Raw genomic sequence first — 23,900 nt, forward strand, 5'->3', positions numbered from 1 at the left:
ATTCGCCGTCGAATCCGCTACAGAGAGTAACCTCGTCATCAAAGTCGAACTTTTTGAACAACCTCTTCCAATGAAAGTTCAAAAATTCGGCTTTCAGGACCAAGAAGATGGCACGATACTAGAAGGCGAGGAGCGCAGCGTAGGCAAAAGCTACGTGAGCACCGGAGCCTTCGGTAGCGTGACATATTCGCCGTCGACTAAGCTGCAACGCAAACACCTCGTCATCAAAGTCGAACTTTTTGAACTACCTCTCTACTTTAGGCGTTCAACTATTTCGTCGTAGGCTGGACTCTTCATAAAATTCTCAATCGAAATATGCTCTGCCTGCGGAGCTTTAAGCTTGGCACGCTCCGTTAACGTTTGGTGGGTTACGACAATATCAGCATCGGCTGGTATATCGTTGATTGCAGTATTGATAACCTGTACGTTTACGCCTGCGTTTGTCAGCTTTTTACGCAGCAAGGATGCGCCCATTGCGCTGGAGCCCATTCCTGCGTCGCATGCAAACACGATTTTGTTCACATCTGCCTTTGCTTTTTGTACGCTGTTGTAGCTTACTTCTGTTGCAGCAGCTACAGGCGCAGCAGCAGTTCCTTTGGCCTGTGCCTTCATCTCCTGCATTTTTGCTTGAGCCTCTTCAAGCGAGCCGTCCTCTTCATCCTTTTGCTTGCCCGTTCTAATAATAAGCGAGGCGATCAGGAAGGATACGACTGTTGCAACGAGCACGCCAGCCAGCATCCCTAAATGTCCGCCCTTTGGCGTCATGGTGAAGTAGGCGATAATACTTCCTGGCGAAGGTGCAGCGACAAGCCCGGCACCGAAAATTTGAAAAGTAAACACACCTGCAGCCCCACCAGCAATTGCAGCTAAAATTAGAGCAGGTTTCATCAAAATGTACGGGAAGTAAATTTCATGAATGCCGCCAAAGAAATGGATAATCGCTGCACCAGGCGCAGAGCTTTTGACAGTTCCTTTGCCAACAAGCCAGAACGCAAGCAATATGCCAAGCCCTGGGCCAGGATTGGACTCCAGCATGTAAATGACGGATTGTCCCGCCTTCGCAGCTTGATCCAGTGCCAGCGGCCCGAGAATACCGTGGTTAATGGCATTGTTCAGGAACAGCACCTTACCCGGCTCGATTAAAATGCTGGCAAGCGGCAGCAGACCTGTTTCAACAAGAAACTCTACGCCTTTGGCCATAATCGAGCTCAAGCCTGCAATAACGGGGCCGATTGCTTTGTAGGCTAATAGTGCCAGCGCACCTCCAATAATTCCGGATGAAAAGTTGTTGACCAGCATTTCAAAGCCTGCTGGAATTTTTCCTTCAATCGCCTGGTCAAACTTTTTAAGAATCCAGGCCGCAATTGGCGCGACGATCATAGCACCGAGAAACATTGTAATATCTGCACCGACGATAACCCCCATCGTGGCGACGGCTCCAATTACACCGCCTCGCACCCCATGAATCATGGAACCGCCTGTATAGCCGATAAGCAGTGGCAGCAAATACGTAATCATTGGCCCGACTAGGGCAGCCAGACTTTCGTTCGGAAACCAGCCTGTCGGAATAAACAGCGCCGTAATTAAGCCCCATGCAATAAACGCACCGATATTTGGCATAACCATGCCGCTCAAAAATCTTCCGAAGCGTTGAACCTTTACTTTAAAGCCGCCTGCTTGAGATTGCGTAGTAGCAACTTTACTCATAGCTAAACCTCCCAAATTTATTTCACTGACCTGGCGCGGGAACCGGCCAGTTGTTAGCTCTATCGTAAATTGCAGCGCTTTCATATTCAACAAATTCAAAATTCGGTTTCGTCAGCATCGCTGTTGCCAACTTTTTATAAATGGAGCTTTATGCCCGTAAATCTGCTCGATCGGGCATAGTCGGAATAGTTTAAGGAGAAGTGGAGTTTAAAACGAGGGGGGTTTAGAAAGAAGCAGTCAAAAAGTCCGTAAAGGGGTTGCAGGAAAAACTGTATGGAAACTGGATAACGTTAAATGGTCATGTTGTATTACCAGTGTAATGGAACAGAGGGTGCGTTGTTAATGAGTTCTTTAGCCGTTTTACATCGCGAATTGGCGGCAAGCCGAACATGCGCGCATATTCGCGGCTAAATTGAGTCGTGCTTTCGTAGCCTACCCGAAAAGCAGCCTCTGCAGCGTCAATTCCTTCCGAGATTAGAAGGCGGCGCGCTTCCTGCAACCTGATCAGCTTTTGATACTGCAAAGGGCTCATTGCGGTTACTTTTTTGAAATGAAGATGGAGAGCGGAAACACTCATATTTGCGATTTGTCCCAGCTCTTGAATCGTAAAATGATCGGCGTAATGAGACTGAATATATCCGATAACGCCTGCGATGGAATGCGCATGACTGCCCATCATTGCAAATTGTCTCATATGTCGGCCCTGCTCATCCTGCAGCAGTCGATAAATGATTTCAGACGTAATTAAAGGCGACAAGGCTGCAATATGCTCGGGCGTTTCCAGCAGTGAGACAAGCCTGACAACAGCATCGAGCAAAGGATAATTGGTTTTGCTTACAGCCATACCTCGCTCTGTTTCGCCTTTGCGCATTTGCAGCTCACTTATTTGCTTGAAGCTTTCAATAATTTGCTCAGTACTAAAGCTCAGCTGAGCGCAAAGGTACGGCTTTTCAGGGCTCGCCTGGATAATTTGTCCCGTGATAGGCAGGTGAACCGAAGCTACAAGATACGTTGCTTCATCATAATAATAGCTTTCATTGCCTAAATTTACGATTTTCGAGCCCTGTGCAATCATAATTAACGAAGGCTCATAAAGCGACAGCAGCGGCTCAGTTGTGGTGGAAGCGCGAATTAATTTCAAGGCTGGAATAGCAGTTTGATGAAAACCGTCAGTATGAACTAATGATTGAATTTTGAATGCCAGCTCCTGCTGACGCTCTAATATAGCTGGATTTAGTCGGTTGTCGCTCATGGCAGCAGCTCCTTCCACAGATTATTATCTTAAACAAATCGTATCGCAGTTTGTAGGATTAGGCAATCATAAGCGAAGATTATGCTACCGTTTGAAAGGCTGGAGGCTCTAAACTTGAACTATAGCATTTATCAAATCAGCGAACGAACAGAAAGAGGGAGAAAAATTATGACGAATTTGCAAGGGAAGGTTGCGATTGTTACAGGAGCATCAAGAGGAATTGGCAGCAGCATAGCGAAGCAGCTTGCAGCGCTTGGTGCTTCCGTTGTTGTAAACTACGCCAGAAGCACGGAGGAAGCCGATGCACTGGTAGAGGATATTGTAGGCAATGGGGGAAGCGCAGCAGCAATCGCTGCCGACATAAGCAAGCTGGACGATATTCAGGCGCTGTTCGCTCAAACCATCGCAGCCTATGGCAAGGTCGATATCCTCGTCAATAATGCCGGCTACATGAACAATCAAATGATTGAACAGGTAACGGAGGAGGAATTCGACAAGCATTTTGCGATAAATGTAAAAGGCACCTACTTCACTTGTCAGCAGGCGATGCAGCATATGGAGAATAATGGAAGAATTATTAATATATCCACCTCTGTTGCTGGACACATGTTCCCTGCTTACAGTGTTTATGCCGGCACCAAGGGAGCAGTTGAGCAATTTACGCGCCAGCTGGCAAAGGAATTTGGCGCCAAAGGAATCACGATTAACGCCATAGCTCCAGGACCAGTTCGTACTGAGCTGTTCCTGCAAGGCAAAAGTGAGCAGCAGGTCGAGGCGATAAGCAATATGAACGCATTTAAACGGCTTGGAGAGCCGCAGGATATAGCGGGTGTCATCGCCTTTTTAGCCAGTGAGGAGGCAAGCTGGGTGACAGGTCAGACGCTTAGAGTAAACGGCGGCTTCATTTAAGAGGTGGTTCAAAAAGCTCGGCTTTGATGACGATGCGATTGCGTTGTAGCGTAGTCGGCGGCGAATATGGAATTCAGCCGAAATTTACGGTGCTCACGTAGTTATCACCTACGCTGCGCTCCGTAATTTCTAAGCTTCATCCCATCTTCTTGGTCCTGAAAGCCGAGCTTTTTGAACTTTTATTGGAAAGGGAGTTCAAAAAGCACGACTTTGATGACGATGCTGTTTCGTTGTAGCGTAGTCGACGGCGAATATGTCACGCTACCGAAAGCTGCGGTGCTCACGTAGCTTTTGCCTACGCTGCGCTCCTCGCCTTCTGGTATCGTGCCATCTTCTTGGTCCTGAAAGCCCTGCTTTTTGAACGTTTATTAGAAAGGATGTTCAAAAAGCTCGGCTTTGATGACGATGTAGTCATAAGTAGCTTTAAGCAACATGATGAGGGTATGTGCAGATTGTCAGCATTCACTGACTAGCTGATGCACATACCTTTTTTTGCTATTTAACGAACCGCAGCATCGAATGAAAACAGACGCAATTGGCGTCTCAAAGCACTATCAAAATTAAAGCGCTTCTCAACATTGACACTGCCAGCAACAAGGCGTAACATAACAACTATTGACGTAGTAGCAATGAAAAAGTAGGTGGAGCAATTGAGCACATATTATCGACCAACCTGGGCAGATATTTCATTGGATGCCCTTTACCATAATATAGAGCAGGTTAGAAAAGGACTGAAGCCTGGAACGAAAATTCTCGCTTCCGTAAAGGCGAATGCATACGGTCACGGCGTAGTGGAAATTGCTCGTGCCGCGCAGCGCTACGGACTTGATTATTTGGGCGTTGCCTTTTTGGATGAGGCTTTGCAGCTGCGCAGCGAAGGCATTATGATGCCGATTCTGGTGCTCGGCTTTGTCGCGCCAGAGCATCTTGAGCTGGCACAGCAGCATCGAGTAACGGTCACCTTGTATCGGGAAGATCAGCTGGCTGCAGCAAGCGGGCTGACAGCCCAGGATGAGCGATTAAAGGTGCATATTAAAGTCGATACAGGAATGGGACGGCTTGGGGTGCTTGGCACAGCCGAGGCGCTTGATTTTATTCAGCGAGCACGGGCATTAGACAGCCTGGATGTCGAAGGAATTTTTACGCATTATTCCAAGGCGGATGAAGCTGATAAAGCTTATACCGCTTTGCAATATGAGCGCTTTCATGAAATCGAGCGCTATGTTAGGCAGCAGGGCTGGGATATTCCAATCATTCACGCTGCGAATAGCGCGGGCAGCATGGACACGCCGCAATGGACTGGTGATATGGTGCGGCTTGGAATTGCCATGTACGGCATGTACCCTTCTGATGAGGTGGAGAAGCAGCATATTAAGCTGGAGCCAGTGCTTAGCCTGAAAACGAGGCTGGTACACACCAAGCAGGTTCCTGATGACTGGGGGATCAGCTATGGCGCGCGCTATTATGCCAAGCAAAATGAATGGATCGGCACGCTGCCAATTGGCTATGCCGACGGCTTCAGCCGCATGCTTACCGGAAAAGCCCAGGTGCTGCTCAAAGGAACGCGTATTCCAGTAGTAGGCGCGATTTGCATGGATCAGTGCATGGTGTCGCTGGAGAAGCTGAAGCAGCATTATACATTGGAGGAGCTGCACGATCAAGAGGTTGTGCTGATTGGCAAGCAGGGCAGCGAGTGTATTTCAATGGAAGAGGTTGCTGACCAAATCGGAACGATCAATTATGAGCTGACCTGCGCGCTGTCCAGTCGAGTGCCGCGCCGCTATATTGAAAACGGAAAGGTTATTGCCATCAGCAACAGAGTATAAAATGGATAATTTTCTCTCCAATTTTGTATAGCTTATGCACTTGATGTGGTGTAATATAGAAGTAATGTGGGAAGCTAGGTCGCTATGTATGATTGGTAAAGATTACATATCCTTTTTTGTCGAAGCCATAAAAGGATTATTAGAGCAAAGCTCGAAACCATTATACGAAGGTATAGCATACTTGATATATATGCTTCATATATATTGAAGTATAGAATAGATATATTTATGTCATAATGTGTAGTATAGTGTTGGAAAAGTTTTGGAGGTGCGAATTCTGTGGCCAATATTCATAATACAAAGCGAATCATGATCAGCTTGCCAGATCAATTGCTGGAAGAAGTAGATGGAATTGTCGCAACTGAAAATTCAAATCGCAGCGAGTTCATTCGCCAAGCAATGAAACTGTATCTGCTCGAAAGGAAAAAAAGACAAATTCGGGAAAAGATGCAGCGAGGCTACATGGAGATGGCAAGAATAAATTTGAATATTGCCTCGGAAGCTTTTCAAGCGGAGGAAGAAGCAGACCATACTCTAGGTCGTCTTGTTAGCGGGGTGTAGGGATTGATCGTAAAACGCGGAGATGTTTTTTTTGCGGATTTATCACCTGTGGTCGGCTCCGAGCAAGGAGGGGTCAGGCCTGTACTTGTCATTCAAAATGATATTGGTAATCGATTCAGTCCAACAGTTATCGTCGCAGCGATTACAGCCCAGATACAAAAAGCAAAGCTGCCTACGCATGTAGAGATGGATGCTGAAAAGCACGGCTTTGACCGTGATTCTGTTGTGTTATTAGAGCAAATACGCACAATTGACAAGCAGCGTCTTACCGATAAAATTACGCATCTGGATGATGAAACGATGCGTAAGGTAGACGATGCTTTATTAATTAGTGTGGGATTAATTGATTTTTAGAATAGACAATTATTTCACGTTTTGTTATGATATAGAAAATGAATATGAACGTGTGAAGAACGCAACGTTATTGCCCTTGTGGCAGACGTTGCGTTTTTTGTTGTTTAGTTCATTTTTCTTGCTCTTAAAGTACAGAAGTGAGGTGAAACCGATGATAAGCAGACGAAGAATGCTGCTGTCGCTAGCTGCTGCACTGCTTGCAGCGCTTGCTGTATACGGCTTGTATTATGTGCAGCTGGAGCGTGTACAGGCTGAGGAACGCGTTAGCATTATCGTTCCTAATCGCTGGATAGACGCGGGACAATTTATTACATCCGAGCAGTTGGCCTGGATGGCGATTCCTGTATCAATTGCGACAGACGATATGATTTACAACATAGAGGACGTTGTTGGACAGGAGGCTGTCATCCCGCTTGGTGCCGAAGAGCCGATACTGCATTGGAAGCTCAACAAATTCTCCCTCCATCCAGGCGAGCAGCAGGCAACCTTTCAAATTCCGAAGGATTACATCAAATCGATTTCCAATGGCATTCGAGCCGGAGATGAAGTATGGATTTACATTTCCTCGGTGGAAGGAGACTCGGAGCGGCTGTTTCAGGAAGGGATTATTGTCGCCTCTGTCAAGACGGGCTCCAACAATGAGGTCGATGTTCCCGACGAGGCGGACAAGCACGCAATTATTAGAGGCAATGCAGAGCAAATGTATGCGTCGCGCCGAGACGCCAACGGCATGATTGAGCATATTAATGTAAATCTTACGGAGCAGCAATGGCTGGAAATCGATCGTCGCTGCAGCGATGGACAAAGCAAGCTGGTCATTGCCTATCATTCGCTTCCGGCTCCAGTGAAGGGACAGATGATGCATGAATCCTGATGAACGATCAAGCAATGTGATTACGTTTCTTGGCACGACCCCGAATATCGGAACAACGCTGATCGCACTGGCTACCGGTGTCAGACTTGCCGAACAGACGCATAAGCGCGTCGCCTATTTGTGCCTCAACTTGAAATCCTCAAAGCTGCACCGTTATATCGGCGTTGATGAAAAGCGAGCAAGCCTGGATGAATTGCTGCCGCATTTGCGCAATGAAAGTTTAAATCAGCAGCTGCTGCATCATGCGATGCATCGCTACAGCAGTACACTGGAGCTCTATATCCTGTTCGGCAACCGTTATCGTGAAACAGCTGAATTCTACGGGGTTGAGGAGCTGACCCATCTGATCGAGACTGCACGCAAAGCATATGATTATGTACTGCTTGATGTGAGCGCATATTGGGACAATGCGGGAACGATCAGCGCTTTGCTGGAGGCAGAGCGCATTATTGTAGCGACAACTGATGCGTTGTCTCATTTTCAGGAGGATTATTTATCATGGATTGGTGTTATGGGAGGTCATATTCAGTTGGACAGCAAAGCGTTGTTTTATGCAGTGATTAAGCATAGAGGCGGACTATACCAGCCTCGGCACTGCTATTCGCAGTTTGCTGGAGAGGAGCTGCCAGCTGTAACAATTCCATTTTCCTTGTATGAAGCATTGGATCGCGGTGAATTAAAGCAATGGCTTAAGCAGCGGGGAGAAGGGAGCAAATGGCTATCCTCCTATGCAAAGCATTTCGCTCCTGCAGCATCGGAACGAGCAGCGGGCAGCCGCAAGCTGAAACGGAATCGATCACTATCTGCTGCAGCCGCGATGCTGTTTAAGCAAGATTAGACGAGAAAAGGTGATGAGTCGTAATGAATGAACATAATGTGCGACGCTTTTCAGCACTTGACTATATGTCGAAACGGCGCAAACAGCAGGAGCATGCTAATGAAGGTCATGCAGGCGTCGAGCAGTTTCAAAAGCTGTGCCATGAATTGAGAGGCTATCTTGCTACACCTCGCGGCAACAATGATGAGGAACGCAGGCAGTATAGTGAGCAGCTGAATCGGGCGGTATTAGGCTATTCAGACGCCAGAAGCTATATTCTGCACTTAATTGCAGATCGTCTGCTGCAGCTGCATATTCAGGAGATCGAAGGCTACCAGCATCCGTACGCTACGCTTGCAGAGGCGATATTTGCAGATATTGTCGGCTTGCATGTGCTTGAAGCGATTATTGCTGAAACAGAGGGGCTGGAGGAAATTCAGGTGGTTGGCACTCAAATTTTTACGGTCATAAGAGGGAGGCTCAGCTTGTCAGGCTATCGCTTCGATCATACGAAGGATGTGGAGCGCATTCAGCAAAACCTCGTGCTGTTTAATAACGATCAATACAATATGAAAAAACGTTGGGCCGAGGTTATGCTGCGCGACGGCTCGCGTGTTACGATTACCGGCAACGGTTATACAGCGCGGCCTACGCTTACGATTCGCTTCTATACGCTGCGCAATATCCCCTTGCTTGCTTTGGCTCAGGATCCATACCGCATGCTATCCCCCATGATGCTTCAGCTTCTTCATCTTATTTTAACTGCGCGCTACAATTTGGTGCTAATCGGTCAAACGAACACAGGAAAAACAAATTTGCTCAAGGCATTAATTGCCGAGCTGCCGGCTTCAGAGCGGCTCGTTACGATTGAAGGGCGCTATGAAATGATGATCAGCCGCGATTATCCCGAACGCAATATTATTGAATATGAAATTAACGAGGACGATTATTTGCACAGCTCAAAGCAAGCGTTCAAGCTTGCGCTAAGACAGTCGCCGCAGAGGATAATTCATGCTGAAATTCGTGATGATGATGCCAATATATATGTGCGCGCCTGCACACGCGGGCATCGCGGCAGCATGACGACGGTTCATGCCAATGAGCTTGAGGATGTGCCTGAGGCGATCGTAGATATGTGCATGCTCGACGGACGCGCGATGGACCCGCGGCGACTCGTAAAGCGGATTGCTCAATATGTAACCGAGGTAGGCATTCAGCTTAAATACGTTAACGGGCGCAGAGTAATTGCAAGAATCGCCCATATTGGCTGGGAGAACGATGAGGTTGTCGTTAAGGATTGGGTAACGTACAATGAGCAGCTTGATGACTGGAGCATAAATTGGGCTGAGCTTAAACTGCGCTTCCCCCAGCTGCAGGGAGGGATTTTGGATGCTCATTAATGCACTTTCTATTATTTTGCTAGGCGCTATATTTGTGCTGCTATTTGTTGCAATCGACTGGCTGCTGCAGCATGCTGCACAGCGAAAAACGCTGCGCGACCGCCTAAAGCAAGGAGTGAGAGCTAACGCTCAGTCACGTTTGCCGCTTTGCTCGAGCAGGCTGCTTGCTGCAATCATCAGACATTTGCATCAGCTTATGCATTCACTGCGGCTGCCGATCAAGGGCGATTATTTTTTCAGCGTGCTGCTTGGGCTCGGTGCTGGCGGAATGCTGCTTGGCTACTGGATTTTTGGCACGCTTCAAGGAACGCTGCTGCTAGGCGCGATGATCGCGCTGCTTCCCTATCTCGTATTGCGCTTGCTGCTTGTCCATAGAAGACTGGAAGCGCAGATTGACTTTTTGCCAGCACTCGAGGCCTTTTATCAATGCTATCTCATTACAGGCGAGAGGCAAATTAAAGTCGCACTTGCACGCTTGATCGAGGAGAAGCGAATGACGGGCGGAATGAAGCGGATTTTTGAACAGCTTTACCGCAATTTGTCCGTACTGGAGCGTGATGAGGAAAGCCTTGAGCTATTCGCACATGCGCTGGGGCATATTTGGGCGGATTATTTTGTACAGATGCTTCGTGTCGCCATGAGCGAAGGTGTCAGCATAAGCAGCAGCTTGCGCGAGCTCATTGGAGATATGCGAGCTGCGAGGCGGGCGAACGAACAGGAGCGTCATCGCTTGCTTGAAATCCGCATTGCCAACTTCACGCCGCTATTATTTCTTATGCTGTTTGTTGGCATCAATCTATACTATAATCGCGAGCAGTCGATTCAGTATTACGTCCATGATGCAGGAGGACGAGAGCTGCTGCTGCACATGATGGTAATGATCTTTTTGTCCTTTTTAATGGGATTGTATTTATCGCGCAAAAAGTTGAATTAACGAGGAGGCAGGCATATGTACGAGTGGCTCGATTATGTAATTGTGGCTGGGCAGTTTTTGTTCAGTCTGACAGCAGCTGCTATGCTGCTATCGCTGCTGCCTGCCAGAGCAAGCTCAGCTTTGCTGTATCAACGGCTTTGGAGCTGGCGCAAACGCGAGCCTTCTTCCCGCTTGCTTAGACTGCTGTTTCTTAAGCGGGAGGAGCTGCTTGAAAGCGAGCGTGCGCTGATGCTCGCGAGCTGCGGCTTTGAGCTGACAGTGCTCGGCTATAGCGTATACCGACGCTTGCTTATGTTGCTATGCTACTTGCTGCTTTTTTCATTGGCAGCTGGCGCCAACTATGGCCTGTGGCAGCTGAACATGGCAGCAGGCAGCGCTGTTGCGGCTGCAGCGGCAGCATTGATCATGCTGCATACAGATATGTACTGGCTAAAGCTGTATCGCGAGCTGCGGGCTGTTGCTATTACCCGGGAAATTTATGCGATTAGTCATCAGCTGCTTTACTTTGAGGATTCGAATCTGCATATTCACAACAAGCTGCGCCGCTGTCTCCCCTATAGCAAGCTGCTGCGCAGAGATCTGGAAACATTACTTGCGGAATGGTATCAAGACCCTGCTGATGCCCTGCAGACATTGAAAAGGAAAATCGGTACGCCTGAGGGCATCAGCTTTGTGGAAAGCATTGATGCGCTGCGGCAGCAGCATGAAGCTGGCTTTTATGAGCTATTGCGCGCACATTTGCGCGATTACAAGGAGCGGCTGGAGCTGGCCAAGGAAAGCCGCAAGGAGGTTAGCTCCTACGTCTTGTATGTCATCGCTGGAATACCGATTTTGTATACGTTTCAGGTGTTTTTGTATCCGTGGGTGCAAGAAGTAAATAAGCTAATGTCATCAATGAACTAGAGGTAGGTTAAATTGCACGACTTTGATGACGATGACTGGCGTTGTAGCGTAGTCGACGTCGAATATGTCACGCTACCGAAAGCTCCGGTGCTCACGTAGCAGTTGCCTACGCTGCGCTCCTCGCTTTCTAGTATCGTGCCATCTTCTTGGTCCTGAAAGCCGAGCAATTTGAACCTCTATTTGAAAGAGGTAGCCCAAAAGCAGGACTTTGATGACGATGATTCGCTTAGTAGCATAGTCGACGTCGAATCTTGAGCGCTAGCGAAAATTCCGGTGCTCACGTAGCAAGTGCCTACGCTGCGCTCCTCATTTTCTACTAGCGCCCAAGCTTCTTGGTCCTGAAAGCCCTGCTTTTTGACTTTTATTTGAAAAGAGGTAGGTTAAATTGCACGACTTTGATGACGATGCTGATCGTTGTAGCTTAGTCGACGTCGAATATGTCACGCTACCGAAAGCTCCGGTGCTCACGTAGCTTTTGCCTACGCTGCGCTCCTCACTTTCTAGTATCGTGCCATCTTCTTGGTCCTGAAAGCCGAGCAATTTGAACCTCTATTTGAAAGAGGTAGCCCAAAAGCAGGACTTTGATGACGCTGATTCGCTTAGTAGCATAGTCGACGTCGAATCTTGAGCGCTAGCGAAAAGATTATGCTTCCGAAGTATGTTTCCTGCGAAAACATTTAAGGTGCTCACGTAGCAAGTGCCTACGCTGCGCTCCTCATTTTCTACTAGCGTCCAAGCTTCTTGGTCCCGCACTCAAAAAAAGCACCAGCGGAGGAGCAAAGCATCCGAAAAACGAAGTGAGCCGCCTTTAACATCGTAATGCAACCATAAAAAATTAAAATAAGAGCATTACGATTTAAAAAGCGACTGTAGGGTGCTTAGCTCCGGAGCGCTGAAAGAGCATTGGGGTTTATTCGACATCGAAGCTTAACAATCAAGAAAAAAGGCACCAGCGGAGGAGCAAAGCATCCGAAAAACGGAAGTGAGTCGCCTTTAACATCGTAATGCACCCATAAAAATTCAACTAAAGAGCATTACGATTTAAAAAGCGACTGAAGGATGCTTAGCTCCGGAGCGCTGAAAGAGCATTGGGGTTTATTCGACATCGAAGCTTAACAATCAAGAAAAAGCTACAGCGGAGGAGCAAAGCATCCGAAAAACGAAGAGCGTCGCCTTTAACATCGTAATGCTACCTATAAAAATTAAAATAAGAGCATTACGATTTAAAAAGCGGCTGAAGGATGCTTAGCTCCGTAGCGCTGATTTAAAAAGCGACTGAAGGATGCTTTACTCCGGAGCGCTGACAAAGAGGACTTTTCATGAGAGGAGGTGATGAGGATGAAGAATATTTTGATGACAGTGATGCTGCTGGTAGTGGTTGTGCTGCTTTTCAATAATATAATTGTCAAGGACGGCACGGGCACAAAGGCGCAAATTCAATCTCAGGGCAATGCTGCCAATACCCAGATTGGCAATATCAATCCATAGTGGCCTCCTATCTCTACAAAATGGAGAAATTTACTCACATTTTCATGCACAATATCCACTATCCACATCTGGATAAATATTTAATCGCAGCGAGATATGCACAATGAATAACTGTACCGTAAAGGTTGTGATGCTATGCAGCAGCTGCTTATTGCTTGCGCTTTATTGCTATGTATGCTTGTGATCTATCTGCATGTTGCCGGAGGCGAGCAGGGCTTGAGCCAGCAGCAGAAAAAAGCGCATGATGCTGCGACGGAATATGTGCGAGGCATCGATTCATGAAGCAGCTATTAATGTTTGTTTTATTGGCGGCAATATTGTGCTGGGTATTATTCGCTCCTGTGTACAAGCATGTCTATATTATGCGCCAGGCACTGCTGCAGCAGGAGGTGGATTATTTGCTTGAGGTTGGCACTAGCGGTCAGTATGGCTATATTGCACCAGCTTTAATCGAGCAATCCCGGGCAAGGCTGGCGAAGTTTGGCCTCAACTCGGGACAGCTTGTATATGAAGCTCGAAGCACAATTGGCCAATCCGCCGTTTCTGCAGCTGCTCCCGTTCCGCGCGGGGAAGGCATCTCATTAACTATCAGCTACCCGGTTGGCAATCTGTTTGCTATTGACCGTTTGATTGGCGTTCATCCACCGAAGCAGCAGCATATTACTGCGTATGGCGTGCAAATGAGCGAATATGTTGCCCGTTAGCGGTAGCGGTGCAGCGCCCGCTAGGTTAGACATATAGCTTCAGCTGTCCATCTGTTCAGATATGCAGCGAGATGCCGAATAGGGAATGCGGCGATGAAATCTTTAAAGCGAATTAGGGAGGGCAATAGATCGTGTATAAGCTGTTGATTGTACCGTTGATGCTGGTTATTTGGCTGATGCTATACAGCAATGGGATTGATCAGGAACTCGCGATGAAAACCTACTATAAAGGGAAGCAGGCAGTTAATCGTGGCGCACATGCAGCGGCGTTGCAGCTAGACGCAGCAGCACTTGCTGACGGCGTGTTTCAAATCGATCCCGTCAAAGCGCGAGCCCAGGCCGAGCGTTATATTTATCGCAATCTGAAGCTGGATGAGCAAGGTAAGCCTGTTGCCGACTCCTTTATTCGAAAGCCTGTCGAAATTGTTTATTTTGATGTGCTGGATGCATCGCTGTCTTATCCCCATGTGTATGAATTAAAACAATACGACTTTAGCACGGTATTTTATCGACCCGCCGTTGTAATTGTGCTTCATTTTTCATATCCTCGTATATTTTCCATTAATAATCCTGTAGAATGGAATATAGTTGGCAGTGCACAGCTTGTGCCGCTATAATTTCAACGCAGGAGGAAGTTATTGAATGCAACGTGAGCTTACTCAGAAGCTGCATCCGGATTATGTTAAGGCGTCCCGATTATCGAGCATTCTTTTTCATATCGTGACCTTGCTGCTCGTTTCAGGCTGGCTGGTCTTTGCGTTATGGAAGGATTGGACGCTGGTACCTGTTTGGATCGCATATGGCATTTTGCTCGTTTCCTTTGTTTTGTTTACCTGGATTGTGCCGATCTATGAGTTTCGCAGCTTTTCGTTTGAGGTTTTTGAAGAAGAGATCGAGATTCAGTCAGGCATTATTTTTCGCTCCAACATTTTAATTCCTATGGTTCGTGTACAGCATGTAGAGGTTGGCAGTGGGCCGATTATGCGCAAATATAAGCTGGCGAGTGTAAATGTCGTTACGGCTGCAACGAAGCATGAAATTAAAGGAGTTCATCAGCAGGCTGCTGAGGAGCTGAAGCAGCATATTGGAGAACTGGCTAAGGTGGATGAGCAGCATGACTAATGCGAGGCAACTATCGAAGCTGGATATCGCAATTACTTTTATTAGCAATATTCGCCATCTCATTCCTTTAATAATCTTGGTAATCATTAATTTAAAGGGCTTTGACTTTATGAAGTCGTTGTGGGGAATATTGGCTGCAGTGCTGATTGTCATATTAAATGGCGTGTTTTCCTTTCTTTCATGGAAGAAATTCCAATATTCGTTGGAGCAGGATCGCATTATTATACGCAAGGGCGTTCTTAATCGCGAGGAAAAAACGATTTATTATAATCGTATTCACTCTGTCAATGTTCAGCAGCCACTGCTGCTCAGAATATTTGGCGCAGCGTCGCTTCAGATCGAAACGCCTGGAGGAAAGCCTGGTCAAGCTGAAGGCAAGCTAAGAGTGCTAAAGCATGGTTACGCGCTTGAACTGCAGCAGCAGCTCAAATATTTGCGTTCAGCCAATGCTGATGCGAAGCAAGCGGGTGGAGCCAATGAGCTGACCGGACAAGGACAGCTGATTTCGAACCCGGAAGAGGCTGCAGAGCTGATTGCTGGGCAAGGCCCGGGACAGTCCGTCCACGAACAGTGGAAGACCGGGCCATCGTCGAATGAGCCTGTCCTCGGACAAGTGCAGGCCGGGCCATCGTCAAAGCAGTCCGCCCACGGACAATGGCAAGCCGGGCCGGACTCGAGCGAGCCTGTTCACCAACATGGGCAAGCCGGGCCATCGTCAAGCCAGTCTGTCCACGGACACTGGCAGGCGGAGCAGTCTTCAGAGCAGCTTCGCAATGGACCTTATACGGAAGATCGCTACGATTACTATTATCATATAAGCTTCGGTCAGCTTTTGAAGGCATCGCTTACTTCGCTTAATTTGAACTTTGCCTTAATCTTTATTTTCGGGATCTACTCCTTTGCCGATGATGTGCTAGAGGTTGTTTTTCCCGGGTTGTATGACAAGCTGCTGAATGGGATCATCGATCAATATTCAGCGCTGCCTATTATTTTACTTTTAGGGCTCACCCTGCTCGTCCTTGGCTTTGTATGGCTGCTCTCGATTGCTATTTATTTGATCAAATTTGGAGACTTTCAAATAAGTAGAACGCTTGAGCAGCTGTCGGTGTCATACGGCTTGCTGGAAAAAAAGAGCTTTATATTCGATCAAAACAAAGTTCAGGCGGTTATTATGGATGAGAATCCGCTTCGTCAGTGGCTTGGCTTTGCCGAGCTGCGCGTGCAGGTTATTACCTCCAATGCGATGGAGCAGCTTGTCATTCATCCTTTTGTACGCAAAAAAGATATCCCGGCGATTATGGAGCAGCTGCTGCCAGATCGCAAGCTTGATTTGCGCGAGCAGCTGCTTGCTCCTCCGCGCTCGGCTTATCGTACTTACGCGCTGCTGCCGCTTATTATTGTGCTGCTTGCCGCTGCCGGAGCGATCTGGTGGTGGAAGTGGAATGGGCTTTGGCTGCTGCTGCTTTTGCCAGTTATCGCAATTTGGCGACTGCTGTGCATGAGATCAGCAGGGGTGTGGCTTGAAGGAAATGACTTAATTTTGCGCAAGCGCAGCGTCAATCGCACCACGTATTTTGTGCGAAGAAAGCACATCGTTACGTTGAGCATGAAGGCATCCCCAATACAGCGCAAGCGTCAGCTCCACAACATTCATGTGCAGGTGCTTGGCAGTGTATTTGCATACCGGGTAAAGAGCATTGCTGATGAGCATTTGCTGCCCATTTGGTCATGGTATTCTCGACGTACGAAAGAATAGTATGAAAGAATTGTATGAAAGAATTGTATGAAAGAATAAAGGAGGCAGAAGATGGAGGCTGTAGAGCTTGATAGACGCTTGCAAAGCTGGCTGCTAGATCAGCTGGGCGCTGACTTCAAGCTGGATCGCGTTGAACGTCTGCTTGGCGGAATCTCTTCTACGATGTGCTTGCTACATGTAAGCGAGCGTACAACGGGCAGGCAGCTTAGCTTTGTAATGAGAGCTGTACTGCCAAGTGACGGCCTATATGAAGAGCCTGGCATATTGGAGCGTGAAGCGGCAACCTTGCAGCTGCTCGCGGAGCGCTCTATCTTTACAGATGAAGCAGTTGATCGACTAAAGCACATTGCACAGGACAGCAGCGCTAGTCAAGCTCAAAGCCCTCGCTGCATCGCTTTTGATGCTTCCGGGGAAGAAGCTGGCTCGCCTGCGCTGCTTATGACTGTGGTGCCGGGCAAGGTTAGTCTGCCGGCTGAGCCGAGCGACGCATGGCTGCAGGAGCTGGCTTCGGCAATTGCTCCGCTGCATCAGGCAACATCAGGTCTGTCCGATTTTCCTTGGCGCTATAAATGCTATGCTTCAGCAGAATTGCTGCATCGCCATCCAGACCGGCATCCGGCCTTGCAGTGGTCAGCTCACCGCGAGCGCTGGGAAGCGCTCATTCAATATATGCTGCAGTCTGCTCCTGACTACGCTCCATGCCTCATTCATCGCGACTATCATCCGACCAATGTGCTCTGGAACGAGCAGCAGCAGATTACCGGAATCGTGGATTGGGTCAACGGCTGCTTAGGACCAGCAGGTGTTGATGTCGGGCATTGCCGCGTCAATCTGGTTGAGCTTTATGGTCTGGAGGCAGCTAATACATTTCTGGCTGCCTATATGAAAGCCAATCCGACCTTTGTCTACCATCCTTACTGGGATATAAACTGCTTAATGGATATGACAGCCTTTGGTGAGATTGGGGTTTATGATGGCTGGACGGCACTTGGATTTCAAGACTTGACCGATGACATCATTCGCCAAAGGATTGAACAATACGCCGAATATTTGTTACAATTACTGCACACCAATCATTACAGTCTGTAATGGATTCGGAAGTTACTGGTAAAGGGGTGTGCAAGGGTATGGCATTAATCGTTGAGCAGCCAGCAGCAAATTGGTACAAGTCACAAATGGAGCTGGGGCAAGGGGATCATGTTCGCATTTATGTTCGATTAGGCGGATGTGGCAGTGTGCATCCTGGACTTTCTTTAGGGGTCATGCAGGATGAACCGCGTGAAATCGGTGTCCAGCATACAGTTGACGGCATTCATTATTTTATTGAGAAGGACAATATGTGGTATTTGGAGGAAAAGGATTTGCGTATTTCCTTTGATGCTGCGAATGAGGAAATTATTATGACAGTGCAGTAGCGCTGTACGATACACATACCGTAAGTGAAATAGCAATAAATAAGCCTGCTTGAAACGTTGCATTGCAGCTGGGAACGATCGATCCGGATCAGTTCTGAATGCTGCCTTGGCGTCAAGCAGGCTGTTTTGTTATGGATTGTTACTTGAGCTTGGTAATTTACCCCATAAACCGCAGGCTGTGCCGGGATTATACGCCAGCGTAAGCCATAAACCCGCCATCAACCGGCACTGTAATTCCTGTTACAAAGCCTGAAGCTTGATCATCACATAGCCACAGCAGCACGCCCAGCAAATCCTCCGGCTTGCCAAAGCGGCGCATTGGCGTATGTGTAATAATTTTATGAGAGCGTTCTGTTAATGATCCATCCTCATTCATTAGCAAGCGATGATTTTGCTCTGTATGGAAAAAGCCAGGAGCAATCGCGTTAACACGAATGCCTGTATTAGCCATATGCACGGCAAGCCATTTTGTAAAGTTCTCGATTGCAGCTTTGGCTGCACTGTAGCCCGGCACCTTTGTCATTGGCGAAGGCGCGCTCATCGACGACAAATTAATAATAACAGGCTGGTCGGCCTCCAGCATTTGCTTGGCAAACACTTGAGATGGAATGAGCGTGCCAACGAAATTCAAATCCATCACTTGGCGTATGCCAGCTGGAGAAAGATCAAAGAAGGATTGCACCTCAGGATTTTTCCAATCCTCGATGCTGAAGGTTTCATTGGTTGTATTGGCGCTCGCCTGATTGCCGCCAGCTCCATTGATTAAAATATTGCAGCGCCCAAGCTTCTGCTCAACCTGCTTGGCAGCCTCTTCAACACTTGCTGCATCTGTTACATCGCAGGCTACGCCTAGCGCTGTCCCGCCATTTTGCTTAATCGTGTCAACAACGGCCTCTACCTTGGAAGCGGTGCGGCCCAGCACTGCGACCTTGACTCCTTGTCTGGCCAGCTCAACGGCCATAGCGCTGCATAATACGCCAGAGCCTCCGGTAATAACGGCTACTTTATTGGCCAATGAAGGGTGTATTGCTTGGATTACGGACATTTCATTTCCTCCTGTTTCTATATTTAATGAAGCTTAGCATTTAATAGAAGCTTAGCTGAATTTGCTTTGCTCGGCGTAGCGGTATGCATCCCACAATCCCCATAAATGCATAATGCCTAAACCGCGATCATACAGGCCATAGCCTGGGCGGCACTGCTCATCCCATATATGGCGGCCGTGGTCCGGACGTGCATAGCCGGTAAAGCCCACATCATAATAAGCCTTCACTATCGCTGCAATATTGACCGTACCATCCTCGGTACGATGCGAGGTTTCAATAAAATCGCCGTTTTCCTCCAATCTCACATTGCGAATATGAGCAAACGGAATGCGATCGGCAAATTCATGTATCATAGCTACGATATCGTTATCCGGCCTTGCGCCAAGTGAACCACTGCACAGCGTAATGCCATTGGCAGGGTGATCCACCAGCTTCACCAGCCTGCGCAGGCTGGCCTGATTATTAATAATGCGCGGCAAGCCAAATAGCGGATATGGCGGATCATCCGGATGAATCGCCATGCGAATGCCATGCTCAGCGGCAACGGGAATAATTTGCTCGAGAAAGTATTGCAAATTGCTCCAAAGCTGCTCCTCGTCGACAGCTTCATACGCTTTAAGTGTCGCGGACAGCTGCGCCAAGCGTTCTGGCTCCCAGCCGGGAAGCTGAAAGCTTGTGTTGCTTTGAAAATGCGCCACCAGCTCATGCGGCGTCAGGCTGGAAACCTTTGCTTTCTCAAAGTACATCGCCGTAGAGCCGTCCTCCAGCTCAGCGAACAAATTTGTCCGCAGCCAATCAAAAACAGGCATGAAGTTGTAGCAAATTACCTTTACGCCTGCGCTCGCCAAAGAAATAATCGTTTTTTTGTAGTTCTCAATGTAATGGTCGCGGCTCGGCAAACCAAGCTTAATATCCTCATGCACATTGACGCTTTCCACTACTTCGTTATGAAAGCCGGCTGCTTCAATTTGCTGCTTTACCTCCATAATGCGGTCAAGCGGCCACTCCTCGCCTGCCGGAATATGATGCAGCGCCCATACGATCCCTTCAGTTCCCGGGATTTGTTTAATATGCGACAGTGGAATCGGGTCATTGCCTTCTCCAAACCAACGGAAGGTCATACGCATCCCTATCAAGCCTCCTCAACAATTCAATCCGTTATGCAAAATAATGCGGGTATTTCTCATTCAGTGCAGCCAAGTCATCCTGACCGCGGTTAATATGCTGCTTCATAATTGCAGCCGCTGTTGTACAGTCCTTCCGTTTAATCGCCTCGACGATCTCAACATGCTGCTCATAAATTTGCTGCCAATCGTAGTTGTCGAGCAGGCGCAGCTTGCGGCTGCGATCGAGATGCGCGGTAAGCAGGCTCATCGTGTTCCATGTATTCGTTTTGTTAACGCCGGCAAACAAGAGAGCGTGGAACTGCTGGTCCAGCTTGAAAATGTAGTCGACATTTTCCTGTTCAAGTGAAAGCTTTTGCTGCTGCAAATTGTGATCCAGCTGCTGCAGTGTAGCTTCAGCTAGCGACTGGCAAGCAAGCTCAACAATTGCACATTCCAGCTGGCTTCTCATAAAGCGCGCTTCTTCTACGAGCTCGCGATCGATTAGCGCAACCAGCGTGCCACGCTGCGGCAGCACCTGCACTAGGCCCTCCTGGGCTAGGCGGACAAAGCTTTCACGGATAGGGGTGCGGCTAACTTTAAACTCGGCTGCCATTTCGTTTTCCGACAATGCCGTGCCGGGCAAAATGCTGAGCGAAATAATTTGCTCCTTTAACGCTTCATATACCTGATCGCGCACCGAGCGATACGCAATATTGGAAGTAAATATAGGCTTCACCTCACTAACGAAAGTGCTTACATCAACATTACCATACTACCATACAAGTTTCTCTTTGAGAATATTGAGATTATATTATTAATCGCTATCTTTTAAAAATGATTATTATTATTCAATTGTTGTTCACATACGTAAAAATCAAAGTTTGTTTGTTGGGATTTATATTGACGTAACCTTTAAGCAAATGTTAAGTTTAAAGTATGAGAATGATTATCAGTTTTGTCTGCCAACTTGAACATAAATAATACTCGTCTACATGCGGGTTTTATTTGTTTCAAGTTATATTTTTGTAAAAAGATGAGAATGATTCTCTATATTCGCATTCATTTCAGAATAAGAGGGTAAATATGAAAGCTTGGCATCTAGTCGTCATCCTTGTGATTCTTTCCGTGACATCATTATTTATCGGCGTAACTGACTTAACGATATTTGACCTGTTCTCAATGACAGAAAAGCAGGCGCAGGCTTTAACGATCGCTCGAATTCCGAGATTGATCAGCTTGGTTGTTGCTGGCACAAGCATGAGTGTTGCCGGCTTGATTATGCAGCAGCTCAGCCGCAATAAATTCGTATCGCCAACAACTGCGGGTACTGATGATTCCGCCAAGCTAGGTATTCTCGTGGCGATGCTAATGTTCTCATCGGCAACAACAATGGAAAAGATGCTGATCGCTTTTATATTTGCAATTGCGGGAACGCTGCTGTTCATGCAGCTGCTGGAGCGAATCAAGTTTAAGGATGCGATTTTCATTCCGCTTGTCGGGCTGATGTTTGGCAATATTATTAACTCATTAACAACCTTTTTCGCATATAAGAATGACCTTATCCAAAATGTTACGTCTTGGCTGCAGGGAAGCTTCTCCAGCGTCATGGCAGGCAATTATGAATTGATTTATATTAGCGTTCCGCTGCTCGTAATTGCGTACATGTATGCGAATAAATTTACAATTGCCGGTATGGGAGAAGAGTTTTCGGTCAATCTGGGCTTGAATCACAAGCGCATTGTCAATTTGGGGCTGGTCATTGTCGCGCTAGTCTCGGTAGTCGTTATCCTGAGCGTTGGTGTTATACCGTTTCTCGGCTTGGTTGTGCCGAATATCGTTTCCTTATATATGGGAGATAATTTGAGAAAGTCTCTAATTCATACTGCGTTGCTGGGAGCCAACTTCTTGCTAGCCTGCGATATTATAAGCAGAATCATCATCTTCCCTTATGAAATTCCGATTGCTCTGACAGTTGGTGTCATAGGCAGCATTTTATTCCTTTATTTGCTAATGAGGAGACGCGCATATGAAAGCTAAGCTAACAATACTTATCGTTCTAGCAATCGTGGTTAGTGCAGCCTTCGTTTTAGTAGACTTGCCTAGCAATTGGGACTATGCACTGCCGAGACGCTTGAAAAAGGTAGCTGCTATTTTGCTGACGGGCGGGGCGATTGCCTACGCAACTTTAATTTTTCAGACGATGACGAACAATCGAATTTTAACGCCAAGTGTTATTGGACTTGATTCTGTTTATATGCTGTTTCAAACATTTATCGTGTTTGTGTTTGGCTCGATGAGCTTGCCATCAGTGAATAAATATTTGAATTTCGGTCTAACGACTGGATTGATGATGCTATTCGCTGTTCTATTATATCGTTTTCTGTTTAAAAGAGAGGGCAAAAATTTATTTTTCCTGCTGCTGGTAGGCCTCGTGATGGGAACCTTGTTCGGCAGCATGACGACCTTTTTGCAGGTATTGATTGACCCGAATGAATTTCTCGTTTTGCAGGGCAAAATGTTTGCCAGCTTCAACAATGTCAACTCAGATTTGCTGCTGCTGTCTGCGGTACTCATTGTCTTAATTGGACTTTTTTCAATGAAATACAATAAATATTTGGATGTTATGGCGCTCGGACGCGAGCATGCGGTTAATTTGGGAGTACCGTATCAAAGAACGGTGAAGCAAATGCTGCTTGTTGTTGCCTTGCTCATATCGATCAGCACTGCGCTTGTCGGTCCGGTCACCTTCCTTGGCTTGCTGGTTGTCAATTTGGCGTACCACTACATAGGAACGTATCGCCATTCGCTGCTGATTCCGGCTTCTATCGGAATAAGCGTTATTGCGCTTGTTGGCGGTCAAATGCTAGTAGAGCGAGTCTTTACGTTCAGTACAACGGTTAGCGTGCTGATCAATTTTATCGGTGGTTTGTATTTTATTTACTTGTTGCTAAAGGAGAGTCGAGCATGATTGAAGTTAGAAACGTTACGAAAATGTATGGTGGGAAGCCCGTCATTGACAATGTGTCCTTGACCATTCCCGAGCGCAAAATCACTTCCTTCATCGGTCCTAACGGCGCAGGTAAAAGTACATTGCTGTCGATTATAAGCAGATTGCTGGAAAAAAATTCAGGAACTGTGATGATTGACGGGAAGGATATTTCTGCTTGGAATACGAGAGATTTGGCGCGTAAAATTTCTATTCTAAAGCAGTCTAATCATATCAATATGCGATTAACTGTGCGCGAGCTTGTCAGCTTTGGCCGTTTTCCTTATTCGCAAGGAAAGCTGAGCAAGGAGGACTGGACTTACGTAGATGAGGCGATTGCCTACATGGAGCTGACTGATCTAAAGGATCGGTTTCTCGATCAGCTCAGTGGTGGTCAAAATCAGCGCGCCTATATCGCTATGATTATTGCTCAAAACACAGATGTCATTTTACTCGATGAGCCGCTCAATAATTTGGATATGAAGCATTCTGTGCAAATTATGAAGGTGCTTAGAAGATTAGTGGAGGAGCTGGGCAAAACCGTTGTCATCGTTATTCACGACATTAACTTTGCTTCCTGCTATTCAGACAATATAGTCGCCTTGAAGGATGGACGTATTGTGCAAGAAGGAACAACTGAGCAAATTATCGACGGCACGATTTTGGAAAGCATTTATGAAATGCCGATTCCAATTGAAGTGATCGACGGAAATCGCATCGGTGTTTATTTTAAATAAATT

Annotated in this window: 24 protein-coding genes; 19 read left to right on the plus strand and 5 right to left on the minus strand. The window is 47.2% G+C overall.

Annotation, left to right across the window (positions count from 1 at the left end):
* Nucleotides 1-252 precede the first annotated feature (252 nt).
* Together KJS52_RS11145 and KJS52_RS11150 are read right to left on the minus strand one after the other, a co-directional pair.
* Nucleotides 253-1,707 carry a PTS mannitol transporter subunit IIBC gene (locus KJS52_RS11145; protein WP_213514964.1) on the minus strand — a complete coding sequence of 485 codons (1,455 nt, stop codon included), beginning with the start codon at nucleotides 1,705-1,707 and terminating at the stop codon, nucleotides 253-255.
* Nucleotides 1,708-2,005: 298 nt separating this feature from the next.
* The gene (locus KJS52_RS11150) at nucleotides 2,006-2,959 is read right to left on the minus strand and encodes an AraC family transcriptional regulator (RefSeq protein WP_213514966.1); all 954 of its coding nucleotides are present in this window, start codon (nucleotides 2,957-2,959) and stop codon (nucleotides 2,006-2,008) included.
* Between the two features lie 168 nt (nucleotides 2,960-3,127).
* Here KJS52_RS11150 and KJS52_RS11155 point away from each other — a divergent pair, with 168 nt between their 5' ends.
* The 16 genes from KJS52_RS11155 to KJS52_RS11230 all read left to right on the plus strand — a co-directional run bounded on the left by KJS52_RS11155 (nucleotide 3,128) and on the right by KJS52_RS11230 (nucleotide 18,022).
* A complete protein-coding gene (locus tag KJS52_RS11155) occupies nucleotides 3,128-3,868 on the plus strand; it encodes an SDR family oxidoreductase (RefSeq protein WP_213515185.1) in 741 nt (246 codons plus the stop codon).
* Between the two features lie 650 nt (nucleotides 3,869-4,518).
* Entirely contained in the window at nucleotides 4,519-5,694 is a 1,176-nt protein-coding gene (gene alr / locus KJS52_RS11160) for an alanine racemase (protein WP_213514968.1), read from the plus strand.
* A 279-nt stretch (nucleotides 5,695-5,973) separates the two neighbouring features.
* On the plus strand, nucleotides 5,974-6,255 hold the full coding sequence (locus tag KJS52_RS11165) for a CopG family ribbon-helix-helix protein (protein ID WP_213514969.1): 282 nt from the start codon (nucleotides 5,974-5,976) through the stop codon (nucleotides 6,253-6,255).
* A 3-nt stretch (nucleotides 6,256-6,258) separates the two neighbouring features.
* Entirely contained in the window at nucleotides 6,259-6,609 is a 351-nt protein-coding gene (locus tag KJS52_RS11170) for a type II toxin-antitoxin system PemK/MazF family toxin (protein ID WP_213514971.1), read from the plus strand.
* A gap of 151 nt (nucleotides 6,610-6,760) precedes the next feature.
* Nucleotides 6,761-7,483 carry an SAF domain-containing protein gene (locus tag KJS52_RS11175; RefSeq protein ID WP_213514973.1) on the plus strand — a complete coding sequence of 241 codons (723 nt, stop codon included), beginning with the start codon at nucleotides 6,761-6,763 and terminating at the stop codon, nucleotides 7,481-7,483.
* Nucleotides 7,473-8,321: a CpaE/TadZ family protein gene (locus tag KJS52_RS11180; protein ID WP_213514975.1), complete on the plus strand. Its 849-nt coding sequence runs from the start codon at nucleotides 7,473-7,475 to the stop codon at nucleotides 8,319-8,321. The genes KJS52_RS11175 and KJS52_RS11180 overlap by 11 nt, the downstream gene beginning before the upstream one ends.
* Before the next feature lie 23 nt (nucleotides 8,322-8,344).
* Complete coding sequence (locus tag KJS52_RS11185) at nucleotides 8,345-9,700, plus strand: ATPase, T2SS/T4P/T4SS family (protein WP_213514977.1); 1,356 nt, start codon at nucleotides 8,345-8,347, stop codon at nucleotides 9,698-9,700.
* On the plus strand, nucleotides 9,690-10,634 hold the full coding sequence (locus tag KJS52_RS11190) for a hypothetical protein (RefSeq protein WP_213514979.1): 945 nt from the start codon (nucleotides 9,690-9,692) through the stop codon (nucleotides 10,632-10,634). The genes KJS52_RS11185 and KJS52_RS11190 overlap by 11 nt, the downstream gene beginning before the upstream one ends.
* A gap of 15 nt (nucleotides 10,635-10,649) precedes the next feature.
* Nucleotides 10,650-11,537: a hypothetical protein gene (locus tag KJS52_RS11195; protein WP_213514981.1), complete on the plus strand. Its 888-nt coding sequence runs from the start codon at nucleotides 10,650-10,652 to the stop codon at nucleotides 11,535-11,537.
* A 1,338-nt stretch (nucleotides 11,538-12,875) separates the two neighbouring features.
* Nucleotides 12,876-13,025, plus strand: a complete 150-nt coding sequence (locus KJS52_RS11200) for a hypothetical protein (protein WP_213514983.1) — start codon at nucleotides 12,876-12,878, stop codon at nucleotides 13,023-13,025.
* A 278-nt stretch (nucleotides 13,026-13,303) separates the two neighbouring features.
* Complete coding sequence (locus tag KJS52_RS11205; protein ID WP_213514985.1) at nucleotides 13,304-13,729, plus strand: hypothetical protein; 426 nt, start codon at nucleotides 13,304-13,306, stop codon at nucleotides 13,727-13,729.
* Nucleotides 13,730-13,860: 131 nt separating this feature from the next.
* Nucleotides 13,861-14,346, plus strand: a complete 486-nt coding sequence (locus KJS52_RS11210; RefSeq protein ID WP_213514987.1) for a hypothetical protein — start codon at nucleotides 13,861-13,863, stop codon at nucleotides 14,344-14,346.
* A gap of 25 nt (nucleotides 14,347-14,371) precedes the next feature.
* Entirely contained in the window at nucleotides 14,372-14,851 is a 480-nt protein-coding gene (locus tag KJS52_RS11215; RefSeq protein WP_213514989.1) for a PH domain-containing protein, read from the plus strand.
* Nucleotides 14,844-16,607: a PH domain-containing protein gene (locus tag KJS52_RS11220; RefSeq protein ID WP_213514991.1), complete on the plus strand. Its 1,764-nt coding sequence runs from the start codon at nucleotides 14,844-14,846 to the stop codon at nucleotides 16,605-16,607. Before KJS52_RS11215 ends, KJS52_RS11220 begins: the two co-directional genes overlap by 8 nt.
* Nucleotides 16,608-16,658: 51 nt before the next feature.
* Entirely contained in the window at nucleotides 16,659-17,696 is a 1,038-nt protein-coding gene (locus KJS52_RS11225; RefSeq protein ID WP_213514993.1) for an aminoglycoside phosphotransferase family protein, read from the plus strand.
* Complete coding sequence (locus tag KJS52_RS11230; protein ID WP_246563426.1) at nucleotides 17,696-18,022, plus strand: HesB/YadR/YfhF family protein; 327 nt, start codon at nucleotides 17,696-17,698, stop codon at nucleotides 18,020-18,022. The genes KJS52_RS11225 and KJS52_RS11230 overlap by 1 nt, the downstream gene beginning before the upstream one ends.
* A gap of 187 nt (nucleotides 18,023-18,209) precedes the next feature.
* Here KJS52_RS11230 and KJS52_RS11235 read toward each other — a convergent pair whose 3' ends face one another.
* The 3 genes from KJS52_RS11235 to KJS52_RS11245 are packed head-to-tail and all read right to left on the minus strand — an operon-like array spanning nucleotide 18,210 to nucleotide 20,910.
* Entirely contained in the window at nucleotides 18,210-19,067 is an 858-nt protein-coding gene (locus tag KJS52_RS11235) for an SDR family oxidoreductase (RefSeq protein WP_213514995.1), read from the minus strand.
* A 51-nt stretch (nucleotides 19,068-19,118) separates the two neighbouring features.
* Nucleotides 19,119-20,195 (minus strand): mannonate dehydratase, encoded by a 1,077-nt coding sequence (gene uxuA, locus KJS52_RS11240; protein WP_213514997.1) that lies wholly within the window; start codon nucleotides 20,193-20,195, stop codon nucleotides 19,119-19,121.
* A gap of 31 nt (nucleotides 20,196-20,226) precedes the next feature.
* Nucleotides 20,227-20,910, minus strand: coding sequence for a GntR family transcriptional regulator (locus KJS52_RS11245; protein ID WP_246563428.1), 684 nt, complete (start codon nucleotides 20,908-20,910; stop codon nucleotides 20,227-20,229).
* A 347-nt stretch (nucleotides 20,911-21,257) separates the two neighbouring features.
* On the opposite strand from KJS52_RS11245, the gene KJS52_RS11250 reads away from it, so the two are divergent.
* From KJS52_RS11250 to KJS52_RS11260, 3 genes are read left to right on the plus strand one after another with little or no spacing between them, the layout of a single operon-like run.
* Nucleotides 21,258-22,211 carry an ABC transporter permease gene (locus KJS52_RS11250; RefSeq protein WP_213514999.1) on the plus strand — a complete coding sequence of 318 codons (954 nt, stop codon included), beginning with the start codon at nucleotides 21,258-21,260 and terminating at the stop codon, nucleotides 22,209-22,211.
* Nucleotides 22,201-23,142: an iron chelate uptake ABC transporter family permease subunit gene (locus tag KJS52_RS11255; RefSeq protein ID WP_213515001.1), complete on the plus strand. Its 942-nt coding sequence runs from the start codon at nucleotides 22,201-22,203 to the stop codon at nucleotides 23,140-23,142. Before KJS52_RS11250 ends, KJS52_RS11255 begins: the two co-directional genes overlap by 11 nt.
* Nucleotides 23,139-23,897: an iron ABC transporter ATP-binding protein gene (locus tag KJS52_RS11260; RefSeq protein WP_213515003.1), complete on the plus strand. Its 759-nt coding sequence runs from the start codon at nucleotides 23,139-23,141 to the stop codon at nucleotides 23,895-23,897. The genes KJS52_RS11255 and KJS52_RS11260 overlap by 4 nt, the downstream gene beginning before the upstream one ends.
* Nucleotides 23,898-23,900 lie beyond the last annotated feature (3 nt).

It is taken from the genome of Paenibacillus montaniterrae (assembly GCF_018403185.1).
Classification (GTDB): Bacteria; Bacillota; Bacilli; order Paenibacillales; family Paenibacillaceae; genus Pristimantibacillus; species Pristimantibacillus montaniterrae.